Source organism: Duganella sp. BJB1802 (genome assembly GCF_013369445.1).
Taxonomy (GTDB): Bacteria; Pseudomonadota; Gammaproteobacteria; order Burkholderiales; family Burkholderiaceae_D; genus Rugamonas; species Rugamonas vulcania_A.
In genome coordinates this window covers 664,081-688,707 of the sequence record NZ_JABWEF010000001.1, presented here as the reverse complement: position 1 = coordinate 688,707, position 24,627 = coordinate 664,081, and the positions used below count along the sequence as shown (strand labels likewise).

Below are 24,627 nucleotides of genomic sequence, written 5' to 3'. Positions count from 1 at the left end.
CCGGCGGGGGGGGGGGGGGGGGGGCGAGGGCGGCCGCCGCAGCGGCGGCAGCCACCGCCGCGACGCGGGTTTCGGAGGAGGAGGTATTGTCGGGAGTCGTGTTAGCCATGTGGTTCAGCGTGATCCGGAGTTGTTGAGGGAGACATTGGCCATGCCGGTCTGCGCGTTGTGCGCAGGGCTGCCGGGGCAGACGACGCACACCGACCACAGATAGCGGCCCAGCATCCAGGCCAGTGTCAGCAGCGCCACCAGGGTAATCATCAGGAAGACATCGTTGTAGGCCAGGATATTGGCCTCGCGCGTGGCCGCCGCGCCCAGCGCCGCCACGCCGGTGGCGCCGCGCGCGGCGGGATCGGCCAGCCCCGCGCCCACGCTGGCGCCGCCGCTCTGGATGCGCGCCGCCACCATCGGATCGAGCAGGGTCAGATGCTCGACCAGTATGCTGGAGTGGAATTTCTCGCGCACGACCTGGAAGGTGCCGACCAGCGCCGAGCCAAGCAGGCTGCCCAGCGTCTGCGTGATGCTGAACATGACCGAGAAGCTGACCAGGTTATTCGGCGCCGCGATCACCGCGCCGAAGCCGGAGATGAAGGTCGGCCCGATGAAGAAGGCGCCGCCGAAGGCCAGCAGGAACTGGCTCACATACAGGTCGGCGGGCCGGGTCAGGTTGGTGGCGTCGGAATCCATGTAGGCGCCGACCGCCATCAGCACCAGCGAGAACATCAGCTGCAAGGGGATGCGCGGCGGCGTGATGGTCAGCGCGCTGGCCACCAGCCCCGCCACCGTGCCGACCATGACGACGATCCACAGCATCTGCATCTGGTCGTTGTTCAGGCCCAGCGCCTGCAGGAAGCCCACGGTGCCGTTGGCCTCCGACTGCACCACGCGGATCAGCAGCACCGACAGGGCCAGCCGCGCGATATTGCCGTTGCTGAGCCAACGCGTGTTGAGCAGCGGGCGCGCGCGGTTATGCTCGACCAGCAGCGCGGCGGCGATCAGCACGATGGCGCCGGCCAGGCACAGTCCCAGCCAGCGCGATTCGAACCACCACACCGTGCGGCCCAGCGCCAGCACCGCCGACAGCAAGGCCACGCCGGGCGCGAACAGGCCGAAGGTGAGGAAGTCCATCTTCTCGAAGGCCTTGACGCGGTCCCCCGGCGGCAGCTTGAGCGCCAGCACGCAGGCCAGCGACAACAGCGCCAATCCCAGCTCGAAGAAATACAGGCCGCGCCACTCGCCGAACTCCATCAGCTCCGAGGAGAACAGCCGCGCCATCGGCAGCGCCAGTTGCGAGAAGCCGATGCCGAACACCGCCGCCTTGAGCCGGTGCTGGGCCGGGAAGGCCTGCAGCGTGTAGTACAGGCCGAGGGTGGTCAGCGCCGCGCCGCTCATGCCGTGCGCCGCGCGCACCGCGATGGCCGAGGCCAGGCCGTGCACGAACAAGTGGGCCACGGTGGCCACCGCGTACACCACCAGGAATAATTCGGTGAACAGGCGCAGGCCGTACTGCTGGCGGAACTTCACCAGCAGAAGGTTCATCGACACGTTGGCCATCACATAGGCGGCCGGCAGCCACTGGATCTCGGCCGAGTAGACGCCCAGCGAGCCTTGCAGGTAAGGCAGGTTGACCGACACCAGCGCGTTCCCCAGGCCGCCGGTGACGGCGACGATGAAGCCGACCACCAGGAAGGCCAGCCGGCGCTCGGCCGTGTGCAGCGGTGTCGACGGCGATCCCGGCAAGGACGGGCGCTCGTGCGGAAGCCATACCTGGGGGGCGTAAACGTCCATGGTGGTCAGAAGGTCCGGATGCGAATTGTATGGGGCGTAAACTGCACAATGACGAGCATATCACTATGCTCGTCATTGTTGCGTATATTACAGCCCACTCAAAAGGGAGAGCCTGCAGGAAGCGCATGCCGTCGCCCGGCCGGGCCGCCGCTTATCCCGGCGGGCACACCGGCCGGGAGGCATGGTGTTATTTGGCGCTGCGTGAGCCCAGCAGCTTGGACAGGCCGTAGCCGGCGGCGGCGGCCAGCAGGACCGACATGGCCGGGCTGGCGCGCACGCGGCTGCGGCCCGATTCGGTCAGCGCCTTGCAGCTGGCGGTGACGCGCTTGCCGCGTTCGATCAGGCTGTCGGACGTGTGTTCCACCGTGTCGGCCATCTTGCCGACGCCATCGGCGACCCGGTCGACGCTGTTGTGCGCGCTGTTGGCCAGGCGGTCGGTGGCGGGCGGAACCTTGTCGGCGACCTTGTCGATGGCGGCGTGGGCATCGGCGCGCAGATTGTTGCCGATCTGGGTGACGCCGTCGCGGGTGGCGTTGATTTTGCTGTCGAGGTTGTTGTCCATGATGCTTTCCTTTTTCGAGTGAATGTTGGAACTGCAAGGGATACGATAGGCCCCCCAGCGGCGCTTAACCGTGCGGAAACTAACAAAGTGGCGGGCAGAGCGCGGCATTGCAACAACGCGCCGCGTATGTGAACTGGCACACGGACTGCCGGGTCCGACTCTGCGGCCATCGCTGACGCCCGCCGACGTGACGGCCAACGCGCGCCTACGGCAGAGGCCGTGTCCGAATGTCAGACTTGACCCCACCAATCGCGCGGCTATGTGAGCTGCCACACGGACGGCGGCGGACGGATGGCGCATGCTGAGCTAAAAATACCGCTCTGGAGCGCCGCATGTTTCCCATCTCATCCACGCCGGCCAGCAATGTGACGCCCCTGGGGCCGCTGGACGCCGACTTGGTGACGGCAATCGGCTCGTCCACCGACGCTCCCGCCCCCGCCGCGGTCACGGTCGACCTGTCGCCGGTGGCCAACTTCCTGCTGACCGTGTCGCAGACCCAGCAACATCTTGCCCAGCTGCAGGCGGCCCTGGCCCAAGGCGCCGCGCCGCCCAACAGCGATACCACCCTGAGCGACCGCACGCGCGACGTGGTCGACGCATTCAACCTGCTCCCCTCCGCCGAGACCGACCGCGCCCAAGGACCGGAATCGTCCCTGCTGGACACGCTGGTGCAGAGCCTGCAACCGCCGGCGGTCGCACAGAACCTGGCGCAGATCGGCCTGTCCCTGCAAGCGACGCTGCCGCCCGACGCCCACAACAGCCTGTCGCTCGACGACGTGCAGCTGCAAACCGCCTTCCACACCGCCCCGCAGGCCACCGCCGCCACCCTGCAGGCGACCCTCGGCAGCTTCGACGCCGTGGCGGAGAACTTCGCCGCGCGGCTGGCCTTCGCGCAGCAGAACGATCCGCTGGGCGCCAATCCGGCGCTGGCCGCCGCCATCGCCGCCTACCGCATCAACGACATCGCCGGCGCCGCCAGCCATCTCGCGCAAACGGCGGGCAGCGCCATCCCGCGCGTGCCGGCGGTGGCCGCCCCCGCCCGCACGCGCGCCAACGGCCACACGCCATAAGCGCCGGGCCTTCTCCAAAACCATGCAATAATCGGCGCTTGCCCACTGCCCTGTTGCCGATGAAGCGCTTGAACATCACCGCAATACTGCTCGCCGCCGCGCTGTCGTGCGCCGCCCCGGCGCTCGCCGCCGCCGCACCCAAGGTGCCGCTGCTGATCGGCGACACGCTCGACGAGCAAGGCAAGCCCCGGCCCATGCCGGCGGTCAAGCGCAAGGTGCTCGACGCCGTGGCGCAGGAGCTGGGCGTGACCTTCGAGCCGCGCACCTATCCATGGGCGCGCGCCGAACGCCACGCGCTGAACGGCGAAGGCCTGGTGTTCGGCCTGCCGAAAACCGCCGACCGCCTGCGCGCGCTGCACTACTCCGACCCCGCCACCCACAACAGCCTGTGGGTGGTCACGCGCAGCGACGCCACCTTCCCCTTCAACGGCCTCGAAGACCTGCGCGGCAAGACCATCAGCACGGTGCGCGGCTACAGCTACGGCCCGGCGTTCGACGCGGCGCGCGGTAAGCTGTTCCGCACCGACGACGACATCTCCTCGCGCGGCACGCGCCTCACCCGCCTGATGCTCAAGCGCGTGGACGCGGTGCTGCTGTTCCAGCCCGAGGGCCTGACCGCCAAGGACCTGGAGAACAGCATCCGCGACTTCATGGCTTCGCGCCTGCCGGCCATCGGCGCCGCCGCCAACGCCGGCTTCAGCGTGCTGCCCAAGCCCCTGATCACCGACAGCGGCCAGTTTTTCGCCATCGCCCGCGACCAGGACGACGGCATCATCGAGCGCATCAACGCTGCGCTGGCGCGCATCCGCAAGCGCGAGGAGGACGCCAGGCGCCAGCACGCGCCGAATTAAATTTCGGCCGCAGCCGATTCGAAAGGCGATATGCCGCAAAACAGGCCATTCGCAAGTGCAAGTCGCACGATAATATTTTGCGTTTTTGGCGATAATCTCGCCATCACCTTACAACACCACATCGGGAGATCGCATGAAACTGAAGCACATCGCAGCCGCCGCCGCACTGCTGGGCGCCGCCGGCGTCCACGCGCAGGACACCCTGGTCAAGATCGGCCATAGCGGCCCGCTGTCCGGCGCCCAGGCGTTTTCGGGCAAGGACAACGAGAACGGCGCGCGCCTGGCGGTCGAGGAACTGAACGCCAAGCCGATCACCGTGGGCGGCAAGAAGCTCAAGTTCGAACTGCAATCGGAGGACGACCAGGGCGATCCGAAGGCCGGCATGGCGGCTGCCCAGAAGCTGATCGACCAGGGCGTCAAGTACGTGGTCGGCCCGTACAACTCGGGCGTGGCCATCCCCGCCTCGCGCGCCTACAACGACGCCGGCGTGTTGATCGCCACCGTGGCCACCAATCCCAAGCTCACGCAGCAGGGCTACAAGGGCCTGTTCCGCGTGAACGCCAGCGACTCGCAACTGGGCAGCAAGATGGCGCTGTACGCGGCCAAGGAACTGAAACTGAAGACCGTGGCCGTGATCGACGACCGCACCGCCTTCGGCCAGGGCCTGGCCGAGGAATTCAAGAAGCAGGCCAAGGCCGCCGGCATGACCGTGGCCGGCCACGAGTTCACCACCGATAAGTCGTTCGACTTCAGCTCCATCCTGACCAAGCTGAAAACCAAGAATGTCGAGGCGATCTTCTTCGGCGGCTACGCGCCGCAGGGCGCACCGATGGCGCGCCAGATGAAGCAGCTGGGCATCAACGCCAAGCTGCTGGGCGGCGACACCATCTGCACCGCGGAGATGGGCAAGCTCGGTGGCGACGCCGTCGGCGAGAACGTCCTGTGCCCGCAGGGCGGCGCCAGCCTCGACAAGTTGGCCAGCGGCCCGGCCTTCAAGGCCAGGTACAAGGCGCGCTTCAAGCAGGAGCCGGATGTCTACGCGGCGGCCTACTACGACGCGGCCATGATGTACGCACAGGCGATGCAGAAGGTGAATTCGATCGATCCGCAAAAAGTGGGCGCCGCGATCGGCGCCGGTTCGTACACGGGCGTGGCGGGCACCTACTCGTTCGACCAGCGCGGCGACATGAAGCAGTCGCCGGTCACCATCTTCCACTTCAAGGGCGGCCAGCCGGTTGCGCTGACCACCTACTGATGTAGCGCGCCGTCGGCCTTGATGTCGGCGACGGCGCCGTTCAGGATTTCCAGCGCCTGCTCCATGTCGAAATCGCCGACCGCCTGTTCCAGCTTGCGGTAGTGCCGGGGGAAGGCGGCGGCCAGCAGCGCGCCATGCTCCACCAGCAGCCGTTCGGCGCGGGCGTCGTCGTCGGCCAGCAGTTCGCCCAGTTCGCGCACCACGGCGTCGCGCTGTCCGGGGTCGACATCCACCACCGCCAGCTCGGCTTCCGCCGGCAGGCATGCGGCGATGGCCGCCACCTGGCCGGCCAGCACCGATTCCAGCTGCGCCAGCTGCGGCGCCAGGCGTTCGGCCAGCGCGGCGGCGCCGGTATCGCCCACCACCGCCGGCGACAGCGCATGTTCGGCTTCGCCGGCCAGCAGCTGCAGGGCGCTGGCGCCGATATTGCCGGCCAATCCCTTGAGTGTGTGCGCGCCGCGTTCGGCGCCGGCGCGGTCGCCGGCCGCCAGCAGCGCCGATATCTGAGTCACCGCGCCGGCCTGGTTGGCGACGAAGCCGCGCAGCATGGCCAGGTAGCGCGGCCGCTTGCCCAGCACGCGGCGCAGGCCGGACACCATGTCCAGGCCCGGTATCTCCTGCGGGAAGCCGTCGTCCGGCGCGGCTTGCGGTTCGCGGCCCGCAGCGGCTGGTCGTTCGCCGCCCGGCCCGGTCTGCGAATCGTGCCCCGGTTCGGTGCGCGGCTCGTAGCGCGGCTCCGCGCCGGCCGCGTCCTGCGCCGGCAGCGCGTGACGCGGCGGTATCCAGCGCAGCAGCACGCGCCACAAGTCGTCCGGCTCGATCGGCTTGATCACGAAGTCCACCATGCCCGCCTGCGTGCACAGGTCGCGGTCGGCCTGCATGGCGTTGGCCGTCATCGCCACCACCGGCAAGCCGTCCAGCGCCGGCAAGGCGCGCAGCGCGCGGGTGGCTTCGATACCGTCCATCTCCGGCATCTGCATGTCCATCAACACGATGTCGTACTGGCCACCCTGCGCCATCGCCACCGCCTCCACACCGTTGTTGGCGATGTCCACCACCAGGCCCGCGTCGGCCAGCAACTCCGACGCCACCTGCTGGTTCAGTTCATTGTCCTCGGCCAGCAGCACGCGCGCACCGCGCAGGGTCGCCAGCGCGGCCAGCTTGTCGGCCGGCGCCGGACGCGCCAGCGCGCTGTCATCCACCTCGCCGCCCAGCAGGCGTATCAAGGTGTTGAGCAGCACCGAGGCGTTGACCGGCTTGATCAACACATCGTCGATGCCGGCGCCGCGCGCCTGCTGCTGCACCTCCTCGCGCCCGTAGGCCGTGACCATCATCAAACGCGGCGGCTCGCGCAGCGCCAGCGCCTTGATGGCGGCGGCGGTTTCGATGCCGCTCATGCCCGGCATCTGCCAGTCCAGCAGCACCGCGGCCAGCGGCTCGCCGGCGGCGGCGGCATCGCGCACGATGGCCACCGCCTCGGCGCCGGACGCCGCCACCCGCACATTGAAGCGCATGCCGAGCAGCAGTTCGGCGATCACGCCGCGCGCACTGTCATTGTCGTCCACCACCAGCAAGCGGCTGCCGCGCAGGTCAGGCGACGGCAGCAACGAAGGGCGCGCATCCTGGCCGATGTCCAGGCGCGCGGTGAACCAGAACGTCGAACCCTTGCCCAACTCGCTCTCGACGCCGACCTCCCCGCCCATCAGCTGCGCCAGTTTCTTGGAGATCGCCAGTCCCAGGCCGGTGCCGCCGTACTTGCGCGTGGTGGAGGCGTCGGCCTGCTGGAAGCTCTGGAACAGCTGGCGCATCTGCGCCTCGCTCAAGCCGATGCCGGTGTCGCGCACCGCGAAGTGCAGCAGCACGCGCTGCTCGTCCTGGCTGCGCACGCGCACCGTCACCGCCACCTCGCCCCGCTCGGTGAACTTGACGGCGTTGTTGGCGTAGTTGATCAGGATCTGGCCCAGCCTCAGCGCGTCGCCCACCAGCGCGGCCGGCACGTCGGGCGCCACGTCGAACACCAGCTCCAGGCCCTTGGCGCCGACCTTCTCGCCGATCAGCGTGGCCAGGTTCTCCAGCAGCTGATCGAGCTCGAACGGCTGGTTCTCCACCTGCAGCTTGTCGGCCTCGATCTTGGAGAAGTCCAGGATGTCGTTGATGATGCCCAGCAGGTGCTGGCCGGCGCGCTGGATCTTCTGCACGTAGTCGTGCTGGCGCGGCGTCAGGTCCGTCTTGAGCGCCAGGTGGCTCATGCCGATGATGGCGTTCATCGGCGTGCGGATCTCGTGGCTCATGTTCGCCAGGAACAGCGACTTGCTGCGTGTCGCGTCTTCGGCGGTCTGCTTGGCGGCGCTGAGCGTCTGCGCCGCCGTGTGCTCGGCCGTCACGTCGGCCAGGTAGCCGTTCCACACCTCCTCGCCCGCGTGCTGGTGCACGCAGGTGCAATGGATATCGACCCAGCGCGCCGCCACCAGTCCCTGCGCGCCGAACTCCACGCGGCGGTGCACCGACCAGTGCTGCCGCGCGCTGTCGGCGATCTGCGCCAGCAGGCCCGCGCGGCCGTCGGGATCGAGCAGCGCGAACAGCATGGCGCCGTCCTCCAGCACGTCGCTGGCCTGCAGGCCGGTGATGGCCGTGATGGCGGGACTCATGAAGCGAAAGCGCGGCTGGCCCGCCGCGTCCATCTGGAACTGGTACACGGCCACCGGCAGGTTGTTGGTGATCTCGCGCATGCGGCGCTCGTTCTCGAAGCGCAAACGGCGCGCGCTTTCGGCGGCACGGGTGCGGCCCGTCACCACCATCGCGCACAGCCAGACGGCGGCCATGCAGCCGAAGGCCAGCGCCAGCTGGTTCCACAGCGGCAGCCAGTCGCCCTTGTCCTGCATGATCACCACGCGCCAGGCGCCGCCATCGTCCGGCCAGTTCAACTCGGTGGCGGCCAGCGCCTGCGTGCGGCCCTGGAACTCGGCCTGCTTGCCGACCGGTTCAAACGGCAGTTGCAGCGGCCCCGCACCGGAGAACAACTCGCCGAACTGCTTTTCGTTTTCCAGCTGGGCGACGCGCGCCGGCGCGGCCTTCCCGGCCTGCATGAACAGCCACTCGTTGCGGTTGGTGGCGAACACCACGCCGTCCGGCGACAGCAGCAGTACCGGGTCCTTGCTGCGGGCGAGGATGCGGTCGATCTCGCCGGCCGGCATCTTGATCGTGTAGACACCGGCGATGGGCGTGTCGCGCGAATTGCCGCTGTAAATAGGCGCCGCGAAATACAGTCCACGCTCGTGCGAATTGCTGCCGATGGCGGCGTAGACGTTGGCCTGCCCCGCCAGCGCGCGCCGGCTATACGGGCGGTAGCGCAGGCTGCGGCCCACGCCGATGGCCTTGCCCTCCTTGTTCAGGTAAGCGACGGTGGTGCCGTCGCCATTGAGCACGAACACGGTGTCGGCACTGTATTGATCGAGGACGGCGGCGAAATCCACGTGCAGGCGGTAGGCGTCCGCCGCCAGCTCTCCCGAAAGCAGCAGCTTGACGCTGTCCTCCACCAGGCCCATGAGAATCGCGCCGCCCATCACGCGGCCGTCGGTGCTGTCGATCTGGATCTGGCGCGCGATGTCGTCGGCCGCCGCCTTCAGGTCGCGGCTGTGCTGCTGAAACACCACCTGGCGCTGGACCAGCACCGCGGCGCCGCCCAGCAGCAGCGCCAGCGCGGCCCAGCGCATGGCCTGGCGGCCGGGCAGGCCGCGCCGGCGCACCGCGCCCCACGCCGAGCGCCATGTGCGCAAGGACGCGTGGGCCGGCAGCGGCGCCGGTTGCAGGGGTACTCCGTCTGAAGATCCGTCCATGGCGCCTTGCGTAGCATGTAGATTTGTCAAGGGATTATAGCGGAAAACTGTTAGCGCCCAACGCTTCCACGGCGGGCGAATCTGTGCTTTACTTGGCTGGCCAAAATATCAAGGTTCCCGAATGCCGCGCACCTCCGTCCGCCCTCTCCTACGCCTGCTGCTGTGCGGCGCGCTGGCCTGCCTGCATGCCGCGCCGGTGCACGCGGCTCCGCGTCCGCTGGCCTTCACCGCCGTCGATTCGTTGGGCGCCGACAGCCGCGCCATCCTCGCCATGCTGCAGGACCGGCAGGGCTTCGTCTGGATCGGCACCATCGAGGGAGGCCTGTTCCGCCACGACGGCCATAAACAGGTGCGCTACATGAACGACCCGGCCGACCCGCATAGCCTGCCGGGCGGCCGCGTCACCTCGCTGTACGAGGACGAAACGGGCAGGCTGTGGATAGGCACCGACGAAGGCCTGGCGCGCTACGACCCGGTGACCAACAGCTTCACGCGCCACGTGCCCGCCGGCGGCCCTGGCAACGCGCGCATCGTGCGCCGCATCGTCTCCGACTACAAGGGCGGCATGTGGGTGGCGACATGGGGCGGCCTGCAGCACTTCGACCCGCGCAAGGGCAGCTTCACCACCTACCGGCACGACGAGGCCAGGCCGGACAGCCTGCTCTACAACGACGTCAACGCCGTCGCCGTCGACACCAAGGGCGGCGTCTGGGCCGCCACCTGGCCGGGCGGCCTGGATTACCTGGCGCCCGGCGCCACCGGCTTCCAGCACTTCCGCGTCGACGACCCGGAGCACCCCAACCCCAAGGCCAACGACGTGCGCGCGCTGTACTTCGACAGCGCCGCCACACTGTGGATAGGATCGGCCGACGGCCTGGTGACGTGGAAGTCCGGCCAGCCGTGGGAGCGGCGCGAAGCGCTGACGGTGCAGGCCAAGCGCGTGACCGACATCGACGAGGACCGATCCGGCGACATGTGGATCAGCACCCGCACCAGCGGCCTGCTGCGCTGGGACCGCGAGCGGCGCCAGTTCCAGAGCTACCGCCACCGCGCCGAGGACGCGCATAGCCTCAACAGCGACGCCATCAACACCACCATGCGCGACCGCAGCGGCACCTTGTGGGTAGGCTCGCTGACCGATGGCGTCAGCCGCGCCAACCTGGGCTACCACGGCTTCGAACGTTTCGTCCCGCGCGACATCGATCCCGACTTCGTCAAGTCCAGCAACTTCGTGCGCAGCGTGGGCGCGGCCGCCAACAACCAGCTGTGGCTCGCGCTGGACGACGGCCTGGCGCTGTTCGATCCGGCCACGCGCGAGATGGTACGCACCTGGAGCGCCACGCCGAAGCGGCCGGGCGCCCTCAGCTCCAACGTCATCTACAGCACCTACCAGGCGCCGGACGGCACGCTGTGGGTCGGCACCTCGGAAGGCCTGAACCGGCTGGACAAGCCGGACGCACCGTTCAAGGTGATCCACTTCGGCAGCAAGACCACGGACTTCATCAACGCCATCGCACCGGGACGCGGCGGCGTGCTGTGGCTCGGCACCGGCACGGCCCTGCTGCGCTACGATACGGCCAGCGGCGCGGTCCGGAGCTACGCGCACGACGACCAGGACCCGGCCAGCCGCAGCGTCAACGGCGCCTCCACCGTGGCGGAGGACAGCGCCGGCCGCGTATGGAGCGGCGAGTTCTATCGCGGCGGCGGGCTCGATATGCTCGATCCGGCCAGCGGCAAGTTCCGCCACTTCCGCTTCGACCCGAACAACCCGGCAAGCCTGAGCAGCGACCGTGTCAGCAGCCTGCACCAGGATGCCGACGGCAGCATGTGGGTCGGCACCTCCAAGGGCTTGAACCACGTGGTGGCCGGCAAGGACGGCGCCTTCAGCATCACCCGCGTTCAGGAAAAAGGCGAACTGGGTACGCGCCTGATCGAAGCGATACGCTCGGATAAAAACGGCATGATCTGGGTGACCACGGCGGCGGGGCTGAGCAAGATCGATCCGGTCTCCGGCACCGTCACCGAATACTCGGTGGAGGACGGCCTGACCGAAGGCTTCTACATCGACTCCGCCGCCAACAGCGGCAACGGCTTCCTGTACTTCGGCAGCAGCAGCGGCGTCACCGCCGTCAACCCGGCGATCCACAGCAGCGCCTCGCGCCCGCCGCAGCTGGCGATCACCGACATCCGCGTGCTCAATCGTTCCTTGGGCGGCAAGAACCCGCCGCCGGACGTGATACTGGAAGGCGGCGTGACGCAGCCGCGTGCACTGAGCCTGCCGTGGATCGCCAACACCATCTCGATCGAATTCGCCGCGCTGCATTTCGCCGAACCGCGCAGGAACGCCTACAGCTACTGGCTGGAAGGCTTCGACACGCAACCGGTGCAGGCCGACGCCGCCCATCCCGTGGCGACCTACACCAACCTGGCGCCCGGAAAATACCGCTTCCATCTCCAGGGCAGCAACAACAAGGGCGTGGCCAGCCGCGACGAGATCGTCCTGCCGATCACCATCACGCCGCCGGTGTGGGAGACCTGGTGGGTGCGCAGCGCAGTGGCGTTGATGGCGGTGGTGCTGCTGTTGCTGCTGTTCCGCTGGGCGGTGCGGCGCGTGAGCGCGCGGGCGCAGGCTCTGGAAGCGCAATTGCAGGAACGCGGCGAAGCGCTGCGCATCGCGCAGCACAAGCTGGCCAACCTGTCGGCCACCGACAACCTGACCGGCATCGCCAACCGCCGTTGCTTCGACGACCAGCTGGCGCGCGAATGGCGCCGCGCCGCGCGTGAAAAGAAACCGATGGCGATCGGACTGGTGGAGATCGACCAGCTGGCGGCCTACCGCGAGCACTACGGCCAGCAGGCCGCCGACGAAGTCCTGCGGCTGGCGGCGCATGCGCTGAGCGGCGCCGTGCAGCGCGCCGGCGATCTGGTGGCGCGCTACGGCGCCGACCAATTCGCCTTCCTCGCCCCCGCCACCGCCGGCGACGAGGCGATGCGGATCGCGCGCCGCATGGAGGCGGCGCTCGCCGCGTTGAACCTGCCTAACGTGAAAGCCAGGTCGGGCAATATCAGCGCCAGCATCGGCGTCGCATCGCTACCGGCGACGCAGGACGACACCACCGAAGACCTGATACTGGCTGCCGACCAGGCCCTGTACCTGGCCCGCTCCGAAGGCGGCAACCGCAGCGTATTGGCGCCGGAGGACACCGAGGCGCGGATGGCCTAGGAAAGCCGCAGCTCCCAGTAGCCGACATCGATCCAGCGATCGAACTTGCGGCCAACCTGCTTGAAGTGGGCGACCTTTTCGAAGCCCAGGCTTTCGTGCAGCGCCACGCTGGCCTCGTTGGGCTGGGCGATGCCGCCTATCGCCATGTGGATCTCGCGGGCGCGCAGTTCCTCCAGCAGCGCCTTGTACAACGCCGATCCTATCCCCTTGCCGCCCTGCCCGAACGCCACGTAGACGCTGGTCTCGGCGGAAAACCGGTAGGCGCTGCGGGCGCGCCATTTGGTGGCGTAGGCGTAGCCGAGCACTTCGCCATCCCGCTCATACACCAGCCATGGCAGGTGCGCGGTGATGTCGCGGATGCGGCCCGCCATGTCCTCCGGCGTGACCGCGTGCTCCTCGAAGCTGATGGTGGTGGTGGCGATGTAGTGATTGTAGATGGCGACGATGGCTGATGCATCGTCCTGCGTGGCGGGTCGTATCATCGGATTCAAAGATAGCGGGTTTCGGTGGGTGGCAATATCCAGTTGTCGGCGCGGCCGTCGACATAGGTGATGGGCGCGTTGGCGAGGTCCTCGTCACCGACACCATCGAGGCTGGCGACGTTCACGCCATAGAACACGCCGTAGCGCGGCGAGTTGCCGATGCCGTATGGACGCACGCCGCAGTGCTTGCAGAAGTAGTGATGCTCGTTCTTGGCGCCGAACTGGTAGACATTCATCTCGCCCTCGCCGGCCAGCAGGCGGAAGGCCTCGGGCCTGGCCATCACGGCCCAGCAGCGTATCTTCAGGCAGAACGAGCAATTGCAGCGCAGCGTGCCGTGCGCCAGGTCGACATCCGCCTCGAAGCGCACCGCGCCGCAATGGCAGCTGCCTTGGTAAGTCCTCATCATCCGGTGGGTTCTCCTTGCGGCAAAGTATAGACTGATTCTTAACTCTTCGCCTGCAGCAGGTCGTCGAACACGGGAATGATGGCCAGCGAGAGCAAGCCCACCGCCAGCGGCACCGTGACGATGTAGCCCAGGTATTTGAAGCCGAAGGCGCCGGCCAGGCCGCCGAGCAGGAACATCGCCAGCAGGGAGCTCAATAACCGCAGCTTGCCCCGGTCGGCCAGCACGCGGTCGGCCATGGCGTTGTCGTTCCAGTAAAACAGTTTACCCAGTTCGATGCCGATGTCGGTCACCAGGCCGGTGACGTGGGTGGTGCGGATCTCGGAGCGCGACACCTTGGTGACGATGGCGTTCTGCAGTCCCATCACAAAGCACAGCAAGGCCACGATGGCGGACACCTGGCCGGATGCGTCCAGCCGCGCGCCCATCAGGCCGAAACACAGCAGCAGCGCCGCCTCCACGATCAGCGGCAGCGCGTACAGGCTGTGCGCGCCGCGCCGCCGGCCCCAGTTGATCAGGATCGCCGACGTGGCCGCGCCCAGCAGGAACGACAGCAGCGACGCCACGCCCGCCAGCACCAGGTGCACCTCGCCCAGCGCGGCGTTGTCCGCCACCGACGAGACGACGCCGGTCATGTGGGAGGTATATTGTCCCACCGCGAAAAAGCCGCCGGCGTTGACCGCGCCGGCCACAAAGGCCAGCGAACGGCCAAGGCGGCGGTTGCTGATATCGGTGCGTTGCGGGCTTGTCATCGCTCGCAGGTAGTGCATAGGCATGGAAGGCCTCCTTGTTGCTGTCGGCCCGTCCATTGTATGCCATCACATCACTTCAGCGTTACTCCCCAGTTCTTCTCCACGCATTTGGTGTAGTTTCCAGGGATTAGAGCGCTGTACGGCGTTTGATAATTGACCAACTGGCATTGGTAGTCGCCGCCGCTGCTCCAGTTCTTCTCCCAGTAGATGTTGTAGGCCGCCGAGCTGGAACCGCTGAAGCGCTGCATCGTCGCGCAGGACAGCTGCTCGCTGCCGATGTTCCAGCCCAGGTCCGCCGCGAACTGCTTGTAGTAGTCGATGCGGTTCTGCGCCGCCGCCTTCTCGGTGCCGGTGCCGCATTCGGCGTTGATGATCATGATGGTGGTGGCGAAGTTGTTGCCCGCGCCGGCCGCCTTGTCCGCCGCATTCGGCACCCAGGTCCCGTCCAGCACATGCAGCATCGACGGCTTGGGCGGCTGCGGGTAGACGAAGAAGAACGTCGCCGAGGCGAGATTGAGCCAGGTCGACGCCACCTGGTCGGGATTCTTCAGCAGCACCGACTGGTCGCCGTTGTACATCACCTGCGAGAACGGTCCGTAGTTGTAGTTGTACGAGAGCTGCTTGGCGCCTCGCCCGTAGTACTTCTTGAAACTGCCGTCGGCGTTTTTACCGCAGGTCCAGACGGTGTTGAACACCGGGTCCGAGCACTCGACGTTGTAGCCGCAGTTGGTGCCGGTTTCGTCGCAGCCCATCTCGCGCAGGTACTTCAGGCCCTGCCGCCATTGCGGCAGCGGCAGGCTGGCGTTGTGATCGCCCGTCTCCTGCGCGAAGTGGGCGAACATCGTCGCCAGCGAATGGCGGCAGATGGCGTCCGCGTCGCGGCCGTCGGTGTAGTCGCCGCAGACCGCCGGGAACTTCGCCACCGCCTGCAGGAATCGGCCGTAAGTGTAGCTGGGCTCACGGATGCCGAAGTAGTAGTCCCACTTGGCCGACGTGAGCAAACGCTCCACCCGCTTGACGTTGGCCGGATTGGCCGCAGCGCCGGACGATACGGCTTCCACCGCCGCGTTGTCCAGCGTGCGGATCGACGCCTTCACCGTGCGGAAGAAATCGTTGTCCGTCAGCTGCGCCTCGCGCGCCTCGGCTTGCGCCTTGGTCGGCACGCCACCCGGTTGCGGCGTGCCCGGGTCGGGCGGCGTCGGATCGGTGGCGTCGCCGATGTACTTCCACGGCCCCCACGTATCGGCCGGATTGGGCGCGGTGCCCTGCACCCACCATTGGGCCTCGTACTGCTTGCTTTGATAGATCGCGCACATGCCGGCGGTGTAGACCGCCGTGGCGGTCCATGCCGGGCAGGCGGTGGCGGCGGCCGTGCTGATGCCGCCGGAGAGTACGCGCGGAGCGCTGCTGTCGGACTGGCCGCCGCTGCCGCCGCCGCCGCAGGCGGCCAGCAGCAAGGCGCTCAGCACAGCGATGCTGTGAACTGGTTTCATCGCTTCTCCCTATTTCAGTGCGACCGGCAGGCCGGGATATTCGTCGCTCAAGGCATAGCGCACGCCGTTGACCGTGACCACGTAGGCGGAAGGCCCCGAGATCGGCAGCGAGTAGTTCAGCGTCAGCGACACCGAGGCCCCCGGCGCCAGCGACTGCCACGAAGGGATGGTGAACTTTGCGTGGTTGAAGTTGGCCTTGAAGCCGCCGATGTTGTTCGGCCCCGTGTAGCCGGCCTTGGTCACCACCAGGCCATAGCCCGATTGATCGCTCATGTTGGCGGGCGCCGATACCGGATAGTCGAATTCCACCACCGAGCCGCCCGGGATGGTGACGGTGGTGTTGTTCGTCACCGTCATCACGGGGTTGATCGGGTAGTTGCTGTCGCCGAGCGCCCAGCCGCCCAGCGATATGCCGACCTTCGCGCTGGTGGCCGGCATCGCCGATTCCGCCCGCGTAGCGCCGTAAGGGCTGGCGGCCTTGAAGGCGTTGTAGATGTTGGTGGTCAGCGTGTAGCCCATGAAGTACTCGCCCTTGCCGCCGTTTTTGCTGGCGTCCCAGGCGTAGTCGCCGGCCAGTTCCCAGATCATGATGCCGCCGATGGCGTTGTCGATCACGTACTGGGTCTTGGCCGCCATCGATTGCGCCGTCTCGGTGGAGATGAAGACCTTGCGCGTGGCGTTCCACAACCACGGCGCGGCCATCGTGGCGCTGTAGTTGGCGGTGTACGTTCCGGTGATGGTCTTCTCCGTCACGCCGTAGGCATCGAGGTAGTCCGGCACGATGGCGTTCTGCAGGTTGAGCGCGTGCCACAGCGGATTGCCGCCGCCGGGGACCGGCTTGCCGTTGGCATCGAGGTCGTACCAGACGTTGTCGATGCCGACCGCGCCGGTGCCGCAGGTTTTGACGCCGGCGCAGGTGACGGTGTCGCTCACCAGCGGCGTGGTTCCCCACAGGCCGCTGCTGCCGCCAGTGACGTCCTTCCAGCCGCGCGTGTAGTACGGCACGCCGATGTTGATGCGGCCGGCCTGCAATGCGCCGCGATAGTAGCGGTAGGCCCAGTCGACGTTCAGGTAGCCGATGCCGCCGTAGGAGTAGGCGTTGCCGGCTTTGAGTTCGGCGTCGTTGCCGTCGTCGAACAGCGCGGCGTTGGGGCCGACGTACTGGTTCCAGCCGCCGTGCAGGTCGTAGGACATCAGGCTGGCGTAATCAAGGTACTGCAGGCCGGAGAGGTTTTCCTCGCCGCGCAATATCCAGCCGGACGCGGAACCGGCGATGGTCAGCATGTAGTACTTGTTGTCGGTGACGGCCGCGGTGTCGAGCTTCTGGCGCACGGTTTTCAGCAGCACGTTGTAGCTCTTCATCAGGCCCGCAAGGCGCGGCTTGGAGAGGCTGAAGTCCAGTGGGTTGCCGGCTTCGTTGTTGGTGGTCGGGTGTTCGTAGTCGATGTCGATGCCGTCGAAGAAGGTGTACTGGCGCAGCACGGCCACCATCGAATCGGCCAGCGTGTTGATGCCGGCGCTGTTGAGCGAGCCGTCGGCGTTGGTGGTGGCGGTGTAGTAACCGCCGCTGCCCGCCCAGCCGCCTACCGACAACATCACCTTCACGCCGGGGTAGCGCTTCTTGTATTGCGCCAGCAGGTTGAAGTGGCCTTTGTATGGCAGCGACGGGTCCATCGCTGCGGCGGGGATGGTGGGCCAGGTCATGCCGGTGTCGGGGTTGTTGGCGCCGCTGCCCAGTTGGACTTTGGCGTTGGCGTCCACCGAGGCGAAGGCGTAGTTCACGTGGGTGATTTTATCCCAAGGGATGTTGTTGACCAGGTAGGACGGCGTGTTGTTCGCGCCCGTACGCCAGCTGGTGAAGTAACCGACGATGCGGCGGTTCAGGCCATTGGCCAGCTTCTCGCGGCCGTTGGCGTCGTACACGCCGCAGTAGTTCACGTTCGGCACCGGCGAGGTCAGGCCGTCCGGGCGGCACGCGACCGGCGTCGGAGTTGGTGTCGGTGTCGGTGTCGGTGTCGGTGTCGGTGTCGGAGTTGGCGTCGGCGTTGGCGTTGGCGTTGGCGTCGGCGTTGGCGTCGGAGTCGGCGTCACGGACTGCAGCGCCCACGGCCCCCACTCCTCGGTGCCCGGCACATTATTTTGCGTCCACCACTTGGCCTTGTAGGTAGAGCCGTTGTAAGTCACGCACATGCCGACCGTGTAGACCGCGCTGGACGACCACACCGGGCAATCGGCGGCGGCAGTCTGTATGCCGGCCATCAGCTTGGGCGCGGGCGTGGCGCTTTGTGGGTCGGAACCGCCGCCACAGGCGGCAACAGCGCTGCCGATCAGCGCCAGCATCAAAAGGTTGTGTCTCATTTTGTATTCCCGTATTTTAGAAATCGTGATTGTTCGGGTAACGGCTGTAGAAATCGTTGTCCCACCTGAAGTGGGTAGCGGAGATGGTGATGGTGATATCCAGCGCTTCGACGAAGTGCCACCAACCGACGGGCAGGAACAGGATTTCGCCTGGTTCCAGCACGCAGTCGATGACCGGCACGTCTGCCATCATCGGAAAACGCCGCAGGTCGATGTCGCGTCCATCGACCGGAGTGAAACAGTGGCGCTGGTTGTACAGCTTGGGCGTATCGCAAGGAGCGATCAGCCGCACGCGCTTGCGCCCCGCGATCTGGATCATGAAGTTGTTGGTCAGGTCGTGATGAAACGGCGTGATCGTGCCGGCCGGTCCAAACCAGAAGAAGCCCCGCCCTTCCGGATTCAGATACTCCGGCAGCGGCGGCACATCCGCCATCAGCTCCTGCAACGACTCGCGATTCTGCCCGTCGTTATTGGCGGTCATGTAGAAGTCGTTGGTATGGCCGCTGTCGCGCACCAGCGCCACGTACTCGCCGAAGCGCATGCGGCGCTTGTGCGACTGGCTGTTCATCTCATAATCCGGATCGGCGCTGCGGCCGAACTGCACCTCCACCATGCGATCGCCCAGCTGCGCGCCCAGATAATCCAGCGTCCATTTGCCGCGCGCGGCGCAGTCGTCCAGCATGCCGGTGATGATCACCGGCAGATTGCGGCGATAGTGCTGGTCCAGGAACTCCGCGCCGGACAGGCGCGCCCGTCGCGGAAGTTCAACAGGCGCCAGCCGGTTCAATTGCGACTGGATGCCGATCACCCAGTCGCGCTTGGCCAGCCGGTTGTGCAAACGCGATACGCCCTTCAGGTAAGGGCTGTGCAGCGCGGCGGCGATCTCCGCGTGCGCATCGCGCGCGCCGATGCCGGACTGGATCAGGATGCCGGCCAGCGTATCCGGCCGGCTGCCGAGGATCAGGTTCTCGGCGATCCAGCTGCGCCATGCATCGCTGACGCCGATGGTTTGGACAACGGCATGGCGCTTCATGGCTTAGCGTCCCTTCCAGACGGCACTGGTCAGGGCGCCGCTGGCGTCACCGTCCAGCTCCCACGAGAAAGCGCCGCGCAGGCTCTGGTCGCGCATGTACTGCATCTTGGTCGCGATCACGGTCGGGTCGTCGTAGCTCCACCATTCGCCGGTGCCGGTGTACAGGAACAGCTGCTTGGTCTGCGGATGGTACCAGCGCGTGCCGGCCTTGTTGACCAGGACCTTGTAGTCGTCGATGCCGGTTTCATAGGTGCCCGCCGCGCCGCCAGTGGTGGTTTGATACAGGCCGTTGGCGTTCGGGCCGGCGGCCACGCCTTTCCATCCGCGTCCGTAGAACGGCACGCCGAGCAGGATCTTATTGCGCGGCATACCGGCTGCCACCAGCGCCGTCACGGCGTCGTTGGTGTTGTACTTGGCGAGGACGCCGGTGGCCGGATCGGCGGGATCGTGGTACAGCGGCGCATGGAAGTTGGTGGTGCTTTCCCATGCGCCGTGGAAGTCGTAGCTCATCAGGTTGACCCAGTCCATGTACTGCGCGTACAGGTTGGGTTCCGTCTGGGCGATCTTCTCGCTGCCGGCGCCGATGGCGGCCGTGAGCGCATAACGCTTGCCGTCGATGGCGCCTTGCGCGTCCAGCTGCGCGCGGAACTCGGCCATCAGCAGCGTGAAGTTATGCTTGTCATTGACCGCGTCGACGGTGTTGTACGGCTGGCCGCCGCCGCCCGGATATTCCCAGTCGATGTCGATGCCGTCGAAGACGCCCTTGGCGGAGCCTGGGCCGCCGCGCCCATCCTGCACCGGCAGGTCGCCGGCGATGAACATCTTCACGCAGGACTTGGCCAGCTGCTTACGCAGCGCGTCGGTCTTGGCTGCGGCCGAGAAGTTCTTCGACCAGGTCCAGCCGCCCAGCGAGATGAACACCTTCAGGTTGGGATGCGCGGCCTTGAGCAGCTTCAGTTGCAGGAAGTTGCCGGTCAGCGGAGCGTCCCAGGCGACGGTCTTGCCATCGACGGTGCGCGCCGGCTGGCGTTGATAGTCGGCGTAGGCGTCGCCGCCGGTGCCGGCCGCCGGCGAGGTTGGCGTGTCGTTGCCCACTTCGGCGCTGGTGACCATGTCGCATTCGTAGCCGCCGTTCTTGGCGTAGGTGTTGCCGAAGGCGTAGTTGATGAAGGTGAGCTGGTCGGCGATGCTGGTCTGTACGCCGTTGACCGGGGTCTTGGTGGTGTGGATGTCGGCCACCTCGTAGCCGCGTCCATACACGCCCCACTGCGCGAAGTAGGAGCCGATCTCGCGGCCGCCGACCGGTGTCGGCGTCGGCGTCGGTGTTGGAGTCGGTGTCGTGTCGGTAGTCGGTGTCGGTGTCGGCGTCGGCGTCGGCGTTGGCGTTGGTGTCGGCGTTGGCGTTGGCGTAGGTGTCGGCGTCACGGACTGCAGCGCCCATGGTCCCCACTCCTCGGTGCCCGGCACGTTATTTTGCGTCCACCATTTGGCCTTGTACGTCGAGCCGTTGTAGGTCACGCACATGCCGACCGTGTAGATGGCGCTGGACGACCACGCCGGACAATCGGCGGTGGCGTCGGCGGTTTGCACGCCGGCCAGCAATTTTTGTGGTGCGGTGGTGGCGGGGCTGTCGCTGCCCCCGCCGCAAGCCGCCAACATACTGGCGATCAGGCCGAGTACGGCCGCATTACCCTTGACTGCACGTTCCATGCTCTCTCCTCCTTGGGTGGGTGACTCTCTGCTTTTATTATTTTTTCAGGATGGAGTCTAAAAAAGTGGTAGTCAAGTGGTTTTATTTTGTTACAACCATTCGAATACCAGTTTCAACCAAGGAAGAGTTATTGCGGAAAGATTAGATGTGGGAGTTGAAAGAGTATGTAAGTGCTCACCAACCAAATTCAGCAGGCAAACCGGCGCGGCTTGCCCCCAACTTTCGAATGTCTCAAATTGAACATGGTGTTAAATGGCGAGTACCAATTTTGCGCGTCCGGCAAGTGGTACGGCCGGCTACTCGGCGCCGGCGAGCTCCGGCAGCATGGCCCGCGCGATGCCGTCGCGGACTTCGACGATGCGCGGTTGCCTCGCATCGCCAAAGCTCATCTTGTAGCAAACCTGACCGTCCTTGGATGCGGTAGGCAACACCATCAGCAGCTGGAAGGCGCTCGGCTCCTCCTCCACCGACGGGAAAATCGACGGCAATCCGGCCAGCACCACGGCCCGCAAAGGCTGGCCGCTGTCGATTTCCGTGTGATGGCCGCGGATGGAAATCCCGGCGCTTTCGCCGTTACTGAACTCCACGCGGGCGTGGCCCATCACGCTGTCGTTCAAGGCATTGACGACCAGGTTCAAGCGCAACGTCGGATTGCCTTCGGTGGCGCTGGTGATCTCATACACTGCTGTAAATAATTGACTCATGGTGCTTCCTGACGAATGAAGATGAAACATGAGTCAACTGTAGCGGCGCAACCGGAAACTTGCCTTCCGAATACCTTCCGGCCGACAAGTGCTTGATTAGATTGAAGATGTTTCCAGCATCAACGCTTGGGCAACTGCCAGTCCGGACGGATGAAATGGCAGGTGTAGCCGTTGGGAACGCGCTCCAGATAGTCCTGGTGCTCCGGTTCCGCCTCCCAGAACGGGCCGGCAGGCGCCACTTCGGTGACGACTTTTCCCGGCCACAGACCGGATGCGTTGACGTCGGCGATGGTATCCTCGGCGATCGCCTTCTGTTGCTCGTCGACATAGTAAATTGCGGAGCGATAACTCGTCCCCATGTCGTTGCCTTGCCGGTTGCGGGTGGTCGGATCGTGGATCTGGAAGAAGAATTCCAGGATCTTGCGATAGCTGATGACGGCCGGGTCGAAGATGATTTCCAGTCCCTCGGCATGGGTGCCGTGGTTGCGGTACGTGGCGTTCGCCACATCGCCGCCGGTGTAGCCGACCCGCGTCGCCAGCACGCCGGGGTACCTGCGCAGCAGATCCTGCACGCCCCAGAAGCATCCGCCGGCCAATATCGCTTTTTCAGTTGTCGTCATATTCCATCCTTGGTGAGTATCTCTGTACAATTTAGCGACGTTCCCCGGTTCTTCAAGCCGGCCAAAAGAAGGATCTTTCAATTGCTTTTGTGATAAGCTCAAATGCTGCTGTTGACCAACAACCGGAGTCACCCATGCAAATAGAACGCCGTTCGCGTCCAGATCGCGTCAAAGCCATCGCCGTCAACGCGGGCCTGGCCCTGCTTGAAACCGCCGGCCGCGAAGCCGCCGCCACTTTCCTCGAAGATGCGGGCGTGCCCTTGCCCGTGATTGCCCGCGTGCTGTCGGAACCGGACAAGCGCCGCGCCGAAGACCTGCGCTGAAGGCCCATGAAAATCAAATATTTAACCCTGCCCATTTTAATGCTGGCCATGACTTCGGGCATGGCGGCCGAACTGTCACCGGCCTCGCGCACGGAAATCAACGCCTTGCTCAACCGGCTGGCCAGCTCGGGCTGCCAGTTCAACCGCAACGGCAGCTGGTACACCCCGGTCGACGCCAAGACCCATCTGACGCGCAAGCTCGACTATCTGATCGAGAAAAAACAGGTCGAGAGCACCGAACAATTCATCGACCTGGCGGCCAGCTCCAGCAGCAGCTCGGGAAAAAATTATCAGGTGCGATGCGGCACCCAGCCGGCCGTCGCCAGCGGCGTCTGGCTCAAAAGCGAACTGCAAGCACTGCGTTCCGGCAAATAGCTAGGGCTTGAGCAGCACGCGGCCAAAAGCCGTGTCCGTGTGCTGGCCCGGCAGTTGCGGATCGATCGCGAAACGGCAGCTCTGCAGATAGCCGGCAGCCTGCGCCACCACGTCCGGCGCCTGCCCACTGGGTTCGGCGATCACGCGGATCGGCGCACCGTCGCTGTTGACCAGGAAGCGCAGCAGGATGCCGTCGCCGCCGCTCGGCCGGCGGTCGAATTCCTTGAAGCCGGCGAAGCGGTCCGATGGCTGGCAGCTGTCGGCCACCAGCTTGGGCCGGACGGCCGGGCCGTCGCTGAACTGCCAGGCAAATTGCATTGGGAAGGAAGCACCGCTTTTGGCTTCGTCCAGGTGAGGCTGGAACACGCAGCGGGAGATGCCGCTGATGGCGGCATCGTCGAGGATCTTCCAGCCGCTGCCCTGGGACACTTCCGGGTGCACCACCTTGCCGTCCTCGCCGATCTGGAAACGTATCGTCGTCACGCCTTCGATTTCATAGCGCCGCGCCTCGTCCGGCCACTGCGGCTGCGCGCAGCTGAGCGGACTCACCAGCGATTTGAACGGCGCCTGGCCGCGCTGCTCGGCGTGGCTCATCAGGTTGAGCACACCCAGCAGGCCGGCGACGGCGGCAACGGAGAGCAGTTTCTTGTTCATCGGGCGATGATATCAGACGCCGGTCAGCCCACAGGTTCAATTCTCCAGCAAATCAAAATCGCCCTGGGCGTAGCGCGCGCCCTGCACGTTGCCCTCGTCGAAGAGGGCGGCGATGTCGGCCAGGTCGGCGGCGCCCAGTACGATCTCCGCCGCGCCGCAGTTCTCCTCCAGATGGCCGAGCTGGCGCGCGCCGGGGATGGGCACGATGTCCTCACCCTGATGCAGCAGCCAGGCCAGCGCCAGCTGCGCCAGCGTGACGCCGTGGCCGTCCGCCAGCCGCCGCAACTGGTGGATCAGGGCCAGGTTGCCGCGCATGGCCGCTTCCTGGAAACGCGGCAGCGTGCGGCGGAAATCATCCTGCGCCAAGCCTTCGGCCGACGTCAGCGCGCCGGTCAGGAAGCCCCGGCCCAGCGGGCTGTATGGCACGAAGCCTATGCCCAGCTCGCGGCACACCGGCAGCACCTGCCGTTCCGGATCGCGGCTCCACAGCGAATACTCGCTCTGCACGGCGGCGATCGGATGCACCGCGTGCGCCCGCCGCACCGTCGCGGCCGACACTTCCGACAGGCCCAGGTGGCGCACCTTCCCCTCGCGCACCAGCTCCGCCATCACGCCCACCACCTCCTCCACCGGCACGGACGGATCGGGACGGTGCTGGTACAGCAGGTCGATGGTCTCGATGCCGAGCCGTTGCAGCGAACCCGTCACCGCTTCCCGGATATGCTCCGGCCGGCTGTCGACGCCCGCCATGCGCTGCAAGCCCTCGCCGTGCGGCAGGATGCGGAAGCCAAACTTGGTGGCGATTTGCACCTTGTCCCGCACGCTCCTGACCGCCTTGCCGACCAGCTCCTCGTTGACGTAAGGCCCGTACACCTCGGCCGTATCGAAGAAGGTCACACCCAGATCGACGGCCCGGTGCATGGTGCGGATGGACTCCGCACTGTCGCCGCCGCCGTAGGCGAAACTCATACCCATGCAACCGAGGCCAACGGCCGAAACCTGCAAGCCGCCGCTACCTAATTTTCGCTGTTTCATTCCCTGCTCCTTCTGTGATCAATGGTGAAAATGATACGTTTGCTCTATCCTCTATACAATCACCAGGAAACCACTTGAACCACTGAACGGAATTCAGC

20 protein-coding genes are annotated in these 24,627 nt (G+C 66.2%); 6 read left to right on the top strand and 14 right to left on the bottom strand.

Features of this window, described 5'->3' with window-relative positions:
• Positions 1 to 114: 114 nt before the first annotated feature.
• Positions 115 to 1,788 (bottom strand): MFS transporter, encoded by a 1,674-nt coding sequence (locus HUX88_RS03125; RefSeq protein ID WP_176360769.1) that lies wholly within the window; start codon positions 1,786 to 1,788, stop codon positions 115 to 117.
• A 187-nt stretch (positions 1,789 to 1,975) separates the two neighbouring features.
• Positions 1,976 to 2,350: a hypothetical protein gene (locus HUX88_RS03120; protein WP_117011858.1), complete on the bottom strand. Its 375-nt coding sequence runs from the start codon at positions 2,348 to 2,350 to the stop codon at positions 1,976 to 1,978.
• A gap of 332 nt (positions 2,351 to 2,682) precedes the next feature.
• Here HUX88_RS03120 and HUX88_RS03115 point away from each other — a divergent pair, with 332 nt between their 5' ends.
• From HUX88_RS03115 to HUX88_RS03105, 3 genes are all read left to right on the top strand, one after another.
• Positions 2,683 to 3,420: a hypothetical protein gene (locus tag HUX88_RS03115; protein WP_176360768.1), complete on the top strand. Its 738-nt coding sequence runs from the start codon at positions 2,683 to 2,685 to the stop codon at positions 3,418 to 3,420.
• A gap of 59 nt (positions 3,421 to 3,479) precedes the next feature.
• The gene (locus HUX88_RS03110) at positions 3,480 to 4,271 is read left to right on the top strand and encodes an ABC transporter substrate-binding protein (protein WP_176360810.1); all 792 of its coding nucleotides are present in this window, start codon (positions 3,480 to 3,482) and stop codon (positions 4,269 to 4,271) included.
• 133 nt (positions 4,272 to 4,404) lie between these two features.
• Positions 4,405 to 5,526, top strand: a complete 1,122-nt coding sequence (locus tag HUX88_RS03105; RefSeq protein WP_117011861.1) for a branched-chain amino acid ABC transporter substrate-binding protein — start codon at positions 4,405 to 4,407, stop codon at positions 5,524 to 5,526.
• On the opposite strand, the gene HUX88_RS03100 is transcribed toward HUX88_RS03105, so the two are convergent.
• Complete coding sequence (locus tag HUX88_RS03100) at positions 5,520 to 9,362, bottom strand: response regulator (protein ID WP_176360767.1); 3,843 nt, start codon at positions 9,360 to 9,362, stop codon at positions 5,520 to 5,522. The genes HUX88_RS03105 and HUX88_RS03100 overlap by 7 nt on opposite strands.
• 121 nt (positions 9,363 to 9,483) lie before the next feature.
• On the opposite strand from HUX88_RS03100, the gene HUX88_RS03095 reads away from it, so the two are divergent.
• Positions 9,484 to 12,585 (top strand): ligand-binding sensor domain-containing diguanylate cyclase, encoded by a 3,102-nt coding sequence (locus HUX88_RS03095; protein ID WP_176360766.1) that lies wholly within the window; start codon positions 9,484 to 9,486, stop codon positions 12,583 to 12,585.
• On the opposite strand, the gene HUX88_RS03090 is transcribed toward HUX88_RS03095, so the two are convergent.
• The 9 genes from HUX88_RS03090 to msrA form a co-directional block, all read right to left on the bottom strand.
• On the bottom strand, positions 12,582 to 13,067 hold the full coding sequence (locus HUX88_RS03090; RefSeq protein ID WP_117011864.1) for an arsinothricin resistance N-acetyltransferase ArsN1 family B: 486 nt from the start codon (positions 13,065 to 13,067) through the stop codon (positions 12,582 to 12,584). The two genes, HUX88_RS03095 and HUX88_RS03090, sit on opposite strands and share 4 nt — an antisense overlap.
• Before the next feature lie 5 nt (positions 13,068 to 13,072).
• Positions 13,073 to 13,474 (bottom strand): GFA family protein, encoded by a 402-nt coding sequence (locus HUX88_RS03085; protein WP_176360765.1) that lies wholly within the window; start codon positions 13,472 to 13,474, stop codon positions 13,073 to 13,075.
• A 38-nt stretch (positions 13,475 to 13,512) separates the two neighbouring features.
• A complete protein-coding gene (locus HUX88_RS03080) occupies positions 13,513 to 14,247 on the bottom strand; it encodes a YoaK family protein (protein ID WP_176360764.1) in 735 nt (244 codons plus the stop codon).
• Positions 14,248 to 14,294: 47 nt separating this feature from the next.
• Positions 14,295 to 15,716, bottom strand: coding sequence for a glycoside hydrolase family 19 protein (locus HUX88_RS03075; protein ID WP_217916196.1), 1,422 nt, complete (start codon positions 15,714 to 15,716; stop codon positions 14,295 to 14,297).
• 9 nt (positions 15,717 to 15,725) lie between these two features.
• Positions 15,726 to 18,074: a chitinase C-terminal domain-containing protein gene (locus tag HUX88_RS03070; protein WP_217916195.1), complete on the bottom strand. Its 2,349-nt coding sequence runs from the start codon at positions 18,072 to 18,074 to the stop codon at positions 15,726 to 15,728.
• Between the two features lie 16 nt (positions 18,075 to 18,090).
• Positions 18,091 to 19,107, bottom strand: coding sequence for a cupin-like domain-containing protein (locus tag HUX88_RS03065; RefSeq protein ID WP_176360763.1), 1,017 nt, complete (start codon positions 19,105 to 19,107; stop codon positions 18,091 to 18,093).
• Between the two features lie 3 nt (positions 19,108 to 19,110).
• A complete protein-coding gene (locus HUX88_RS03060) occupies positions 19,111 to 20,817 on the bottom strand; it encodes a glycosyl hydrolase family 18 protein (RefSeq protein WP_176360762.1) in 1,707 nt (568 codons plus the stop codon).
• Positions 20,818 to 21,114: 297 nt separating this feature from the next.
• A complete protein-coding gene (locus HUX88_RS03055) occupies positions 21,115 to 21,522 on the bottom strand; it encodes a DUF1842 domain-containing protein (RefSeq protein WP_117011871.1) in 408 nt (135 codons plus the stop codon).
• Between the two features lie 119 nt (positions 21,523 to 21,641).
• Positions 21,642 to 22,142, bottom strand: coding sequence for a peptide-methionine (S)-S-oxide reductase MsrA (msrA, locus tag HUX88_RS03050; protein WP_117011872.1), 501 nt, complete (start codon positions 22,140 to 22,142; stop codon positions 21,642 to 21,644).
• Between the two features lie 134 nt (positions 22,143 to 22,276).
• On the opposite strand from msrA, the gene HUX88_RS03045 reads away from it, so the two are divergent.
• Both HUX88_RS03045 and HUX88_RS03040 read left to right on the top strand, forming a co-directional pair.
• Complete coding sequence (locus tag HUX88_RS03045; RefSeq protein WP_117011873.1) at positions 22,277 to 22,465, top strand: hypothetical protein; 189 nt, start codon at positions 22,277 to 22,279, stop codon at positions 22,463 to 22,465.
• Positions 22,466 to 22,513: 48 nt separating this feature from the next.
• A complete protein-coding gene (locus HUX88_RS03040; protein ID WP_229219165.1) occupies positions 22,514 to 22,840 on the top strand; it encodes a DUF5329 domain-containing protein in 327 nt (108 codons plus the stop codon).
• Here HUX88_RS03040 and HUX88_RS03035 read toward each other — a convergent pair whose 3' ends face one another.
• The gene (locus HUX88_RS03035; protein ID WP_176360760.1) at positions 22,841 to 23,494 is read right to left on the bottom strand and encodes an energy transducer TonB; all 654 of its coding nucleotides are present in this window, start codon (positions 23,492 to 23,494) and stop codon (positions 22,841 to 22,843) included.
• A gap of 36 nt (positions 23,495 to 23,530) precedes the next feature.
• Entirely contained in the window at positions 23,531 to 24,529 is a 999-nt protein-coding gene (locus tag HUX88_RS03030; RefSeq protein WP_176360759.1) for an aldo/keto reductase, read from the bottom strand.
• Positions 24,530 to 24,627 lie beyond the last annotated feature (98 nt).

Excerpts from the sequence above, each read along its gene's own strand:
- HUX88_RS03125 (WP_176360769.1), bottom strand. The coding sequence starts at position 1,788 with ATGGACGTTTACGCCCCCCAGGTATGGCTTCCGCACGAGCGCCCGTCC.
- HUX88_RS03120 (WP_117011858.1), bottom strand. The coding sequence starts at position 2,350 with ATGGACAACAACCTCGACAGCAAAATCAACGCCACCCGCGACGGCGTC.
- HUX88_RS03115 (WP_176360768.1), top strand. The coding sequence starts at position 2,683 with ATGTTTCCCATCTCATCCACGCCGGCCAGCAATGTGACGCCCCTGGGG.
- HUX88_RS03110 (WP_176360810.1), top strand. The coding sequence starts at position 3,480 with ATGAAGCGCTTGAACATCACCGCAATACTGCTCGCCGCCGCGCTGTCG.
- HUX88_RS03105 (WP_117011861.1), top strand. The coding sequence starts at position 4,405 with ATGAAACTGAAGCACATCGCAGCCGCCGCCGCACTGCTGGGCGCCGCC.
- HUX88_RS03100 (WP_176360767.1), bottom strand. The coding sequence starts at position 9,362 with ATGGACGGATCTTCAGACGGAGTACCCCTGCAACCGGCGCCGCTGCCG.
- HUX88_RS03095 (WP_176360766.1), top strand. The coding sequence starts at position 9,484 with ATGCCGCGCACCTCCGTCCGCCCTCTCCTACGCCTGCTGCTGTGCGGC.
- HUX88_RS03090 (WP_117011864.1), bottom strand. The coding sequence starts at position 13,067 with ATGATACGACCCGCCACGCAGGACGATGCATCAGCCATCGTCGCCATC.
- HUX88_RS03085 (WP_176360765.1), bottom strand. The coding sequence starts at position 13,474 with ATGATGAGGACTTACCAAGGCAGCTGCCATTGCGGCGCGGTGCGCTTC.
- HUX88_RS03080 (WP_176360764.1), bottom strand. The coding sequence starts at position 14,247 with ATGCCTATGCACTACCTGCGAGCGATGACAAGCCCGCAACGCACCGAT.
- HUX88_RS03075 (WP_217916196.1), bottom strand. The coding sequence starts at position 15,716 with ATGAAACCAGTTCACAGCATCGCTGTGCTGAGCGCCTTGCTGCTGGCC.
- HUX88_RS03070 (WP_217916195.1), bottom strand. The coding sequence starts at position 18,074 with ATGAGACACAACCTTTTGATGCTGGCGCTGATCGGCAGCGCTGTTGCC.
- HUX88_RS03065 (WP_176360763.1), bottom strand. The coding sequence starts at position 19,107 with ATGAAGCGCCATGCCGTTGTCCAAACCATCGGCGTCAGCGATGCATGG.
- HUX88_RS03060 (WP_176360762.1), bottom strand. The coding sequence starts at position 20,817 with ATGGAACGTGCAGTCAAGGGTAATGCGGCCGTACTCGGCCTGATCGCC.
- HUX88_RS03055 (WP_117011871.1), bottom strand. The coding sequence starts at position 21,522 with ATGAGTCAATTATTTACAGCAGTGTATGAGATCACCAGCGCCACCGAA.
- msrA (WP_117011872.1), bottom strand. The coding sequence starts at position 22,142 with ATGACGACAACTGAAAAAGCGATATTGGCCGGCGGATGCTTCTGGGGC.
- HUX88_RS03045 (WP_117011873.1), top strand. The coding sequence starts at position 22,277 with ATGCAAATAGAACGCCGTTCGCGTCCAGATCGCGTCAAAGCCATCGCC.
- HUX88_RS03040 (WP_229219165.1), top strand. The coding sequence starts at position 22,514 with ATGACTTCGGGCATGGCGGCCGAACTGTCACCGGCCTCGCGCACGGAA.
- HUX88_RS03035 (WP_176360760.1), bottom strand. The coding sequence starts at position 23,494 with ATGAACAAGAAACTGCTCTCCGTTGCCGCCGTCGCCGGCCTGCTGGGT.
- HUX88_RS03030 (WP_176360759.1), bottom strand. The coding sequence starts at position 24,529 with ATGAAACAGCGAAAATTAGGTAGCGGCGGCTTGCAGGTTTCGGCCGTT.